This window comes from Brevundimonas sp. EAKA, assembly GCF_000698025.1.
Lineage (GTDB): Bacteria > Pseudomonadota > Alphaproteobacteria > Caulobacterales > Caulobacteraceae > Brevundimonas > Brevundimonas mediterranea_A.
On record NZ_JMQR01000204.1, the window covers coordinates 1 to 3,271 of the forward strand.

Annotated in this window: 3 protein-coding genes; all 3 read right to left on the minus strand. The window is 63.8% G+C overall.

Annotated elements, in window-relative coordinates; translation table 11 throughout:
* Positions 1–111: 111 nt before the first annotated feature.
* Positions 112–591, minus strand: coding sequence for a low molecular weight protein-tyrosine-phosphatase (locus ER13_RS16675; RefSeq protein WP_008264169.1), 480 nt, complete (start codon positions 589–591; stop codon positions 112–114).
* Positions 592–615: 24 nt separating this feature from the next.
* Positions 616–1,800, minus strand: coding sequence for a hypothetical protein (locus ER13_RS16680; protein ID WP_155988189.1), 1,185 nt, complete (start codon positions 1,798–1,800; stop codon positions 616–618).
* 4 nt (positions 1,801–1,804) lie between these two features.
* Positions 1,805–3,271 (minus strand): DNA mismatch repair endonuclease MutL (mutL, locus tag ER13_RS16685; protein WP_035311108.1); only part of this gene is annotated, 1,467 nt, incomplete at its 5' end.

Below are 3,271 nucleotides of genomic sequence, written 5' to 3' on the forward strand. Positions count from 1 at the left end.
TGGTCCCCCTCCCCCAAGGGGGGAGGAATGCGAACGGTGACGACGAGCGAAATCCTCCCCCCTTGGGGGAGGTGGATCGCCGGCGAAGCCGGCGAGACGGAGGGGGCGCGGTCAGTCGCGCGTGCGGCGCAGTCTCCCGGCCAGCTGTTCCGCCGCCGCCGTCACCTCGGCCCAGGTGACCTCGAACCCGGCGTCGTCGCCGAAATAGGGATCGGTCACGGCCTGGCCCTCGCGGCCGGGCACGTGGTCGAGCAGCAGGCTGAGTTCGGCGACGGCGCCGCCTTCGTCGTCCCTGGGGGCGATCCGGCGCAGATCAGCCAGGTTGTCGTGGTCCAGGGCGATGACGTGGGTGAAGCGGCGGAAGTCGGCCGGCGTCACCTGCCGGCCCTGATAGCCGGAGATATCGATCCCATGTTTGCGCGCCACGGCCTGGGCGCGCGGATCGGGCGGATGGCCGACATGCCAGTTCCCCGTGCCGGCGGACTCGACGATCAGGTCGAGCCGCAGGCGTTGGGCCTCGGCGCGGAGGGCGGCCTCGGCGAGGGGGGAGCGACAGATGTTGCCGAGGCAGACGAAGAGGATGGAGGGCATGGGGAACCTTTAAGTGTTCCGGGGTTAGTTTTTCGGAACCACCTCATCGGCAGGTTTTAGAAATTGAGTGCGGAAGATTTCTGCGCCCGTTTCCTTGATGAAACCTCTGGCTGATAAAAGCGTCGAGCCGTTGAGTTCAACTTCCGCCCAAGACAAGAAGTGGCCGTTTACTTTGATAGCCAGCTTGCTGGTCGGTTTTGTGCCCGGAACCTCGAAATCCATCGCCCCGGTGCGTTGGCGTCCGTCATCGTCGATAAAGTGGAACTGCACCTTGATCGTCATCGCCGCTCCTTGAGATTTTGCATCGGTCATGAACCTCGGACCAATATCTGGCTCGAACATCGCAGAGGCGTGAGCCGCCGCGATCTGCCCGGCAAGATCAACGACGATTTCCGCAACTGGTTTGGCCTCGGCTTGACGGTCGGGATGCCAAGCGTCCTGCCGCTTCAGATTGCCGTGGAAATAAAATCCACGACGGTCGAGTAGGTGTTTGACTAAAGCATCCGCAGTGGAATGTGTGGTGAGGGTAGGTTTAGCAGCCGAACGATTGTCATCAGGATCATTTGTGATCGAAAAGATCGTTTGATCTAGCATGCTTTTGAAATCAGCGTTCCCAACCAGTTCGCGCATCAAATCGCGAGTTTGAAACTTACCGTTTCCGTACAACGCTTCGATAAGGAGAAATCCAAATCGGAAAGCGTCTATGTATTGTTGGCTGATAAGCGCTTCGCGCGCCAAGCGCGTCATGTGAGAAGCAAACGACGGATCGTCGTTACTTTCGACGGCATAAAAAGCTTGCGCCATCATATCGAAGGGAAGTGGCGGGTTTGGCCTTACGGTCTTGGAGCTGAACCCGAACATTTGTATGGATTCGCGTTCTTCATCGTTGGCAGGTATATAATCCGCTTCCATTGCATTTATATCGATTGGAACGGCGAAATATAGATTGATGTAATCGCTAAAACGTTGTGCGATGCGGCGTCCAATTGCCTCTATGCTTCCGTTGATGATAATCTCAGCCTTTATGGGGCCGTCGAGTTTTTTTACTGATGGCGCAAGGCTGGTTGGTTGGTTCTTGAAAAATAAGACAAGTGCCGTAGCTTCACCATTGGTGAACTCAAACGACATCTCGGCACCCGACCCATTTAAGATCCAGGCGTCATCCAGCTTTAATGGACGCAAGATTGGGAATTTGAGCCGGACGTCCATCCCTCTATCGCCTCCCGAACAGCTTCTCCAGATCGTGCAGCTTCAGCTCCACATAGGTCGGCCGCCCATGGTTGCACTGGCCCGAATGCGGGGTGGCCTCCATCTGGCGGAGCAGGGCGTTCATCTCGGGGGCGCTGAGGATGCGGCCGGAGCGGACGCTGCCGTGGCAGGCCATGGTGCCGCAGACCTCGGCCATCCGCTCCTTCAGCGACAGGGCGGCGCCGTGTTCGGCCAGGTCGTCGGCGATGTCGCGGATCAGGCCCTGGACGTCCGTGTCGCCCAGCATGGCCGGGGTTTCGCGCACCAGGACGGCGCCGGCGCCGAAGGCCTCGACGATCAGGCCCATTTCGGCCAGTTCCTCGGCGCGCGAGGCGACGCGTTCGGCCTCGGCCGGGTCCAGGTCGACCACCTCGGGCGTCAGCAGGGCCTGGCGGGTCACGGACCCCTCGGCCATCTGGGCCTTCATCCGCTCATAGACCAGCCGCTCGTGGGCGGCGTGCTGATCGACGATGACCAGGCCGTCGCGGGTCTGGGCCACGATATAGTTGGCGTGCAGCTGACCCCGCGCGGCGCCCAGGGGGTAGTCGAGGGGGTCTAGGGGAGTGGCGAGTGGCGAGTGGCCAGTGGCGAGGTCGTTGGCTTGGGCGGGGTGCGAGGGCCATGAGGGGCCGTCCCAGCGGGGTTCGACGCGGGCGCTGCGTTCGTTGAGGCCGGGCAGGACTTGCGCGGCGGCGGCGGGCTGGGTCCAGCTGGTCCAGCCGCTGAACCCCTGGGCCGAGGGGGAACTGGGGCTGTAGGCCGGTCCGGTGGAGACGCCCGTGTGGGGCTGGAACCCCGCCATGGCGTCGGCGGCGACGGTGGTGGAGGCGCGGTGGCCGGCGGCGTGCAGGGCGTGGCGCAGGGCGCCGACGATCAGGCCGCGCACCAGGGCCGGGTCGCGGAACCGGACCTCGGCCTTGGCGGGGTGGACGTTGACGTCCACGTACAGCGGGTCGATGTCCAGGAACAGGACGGCGGCCGGGTGCCGGTCCCGCGCCAGAAAGTCGGCATAGGCGCCGCGCAGGGCCCCTTGCAGCAGCCGGTCCTTCACCGGGCGGCCGTTGACGAACAGATACTGATGCGCCGCATTGCCGCGCGAATAGGTGGGCAGGCCGGCGTAGCCCGACAGGCGCACCCCGTCCCGCGCCTGATCGATCAGCAGGGCGTTGGCCTCGAAGTCGCGACCCAGCAGGGCCGACAGCCGTTTCAGCCGGCCCTCGTCGCCGGGGTGTTCGGCGGGCAGGCGAAGCGCGACCTTGCCGTCCAGCGACAGGGTGAAGGCGACGGCCTCGTGCGCCATGGCCTGGCGTTTGATCTCCTCCGAAATGGCCATGGCCTCGGACCGTTCGGACTTCATGAACTTGAGCCGGGCGGGGGTGGCGTAGAAGAGGTCGCGCACCTCGACCCGCGCGCCGTGCGGGCCGGGGAAGGG

What these genes read in the sequence shown, in the direction of transcription:
- ER13_RS16675 (WP_008264169.1), bottom strand. Translation starts at nt 591, where the DNA reads ATGCCCTCCATCCTCTTCGTCTGCCTCGGCAACATCTGTCGCTCCCCC.
- ER13_RS16680 (WP_155988189.1), bottom strand. Translation starts at nt 1,800, where the DNA reads ATGGACGTCCGGCTCAAATTCCCAATCTTGCGTCCATTAAAGCTGGAT.